This window comes from Psychrobacter sp. TB55-MNA-CIBAN-0194, assembly GCF_040309505.1.
In the GTDB taxonomy this organism is placed as follows: domain Bacteria; phylum Pseudomonadota; class Gammaproteobacteria; order Pseudomonadales; family Moraxellaceae; genus Psychrobacter; species Psychrobacter fozii.
Genome location: NZ_JBEOOW010000447.1, coordinates 1 through 261, shown reverse-complemented (window position 1 = coordinate 261; position 261 = coordinate 1). Strand labels below are relative to the sequence as shown.

Sequence of the window (261 nt, the reverse complement as noted above, 5' to 3'; positions counted from 1 at the left end):
CACCATAACTGCGCCAACCAAATTGCCTTGGTTTGCAGGTAAAGAGGTTCGCCGTGTCTACGCCAATGGCAATGCCAGCTATGTATTGTTGGACAATGTTGCAGCAAATAACAGTAACACCCAAGCGTCAGATGGCATCCTTTATGCTTGGGGCATGTTTGGTGAAACAGACGGCAAAGGCAAAACAAGTTATGAAAACTTAAATGAACCAACAAACAAGCTGACCAGCTTAAAAAACATCGATAATATGGCGATGGGTAC

Annotated in this window: 1 pseudogene; it reads left to right on the top strand. The window is 44.1% G+C overall.

Annotation, left to right across the window (positions count from 1 at the left end):
* Nucleotides 1–261: pseudogene (locus AAEY75_RS15835) on the top strand (chromosome condensation regulator RCC1); the annotation flags it as partial.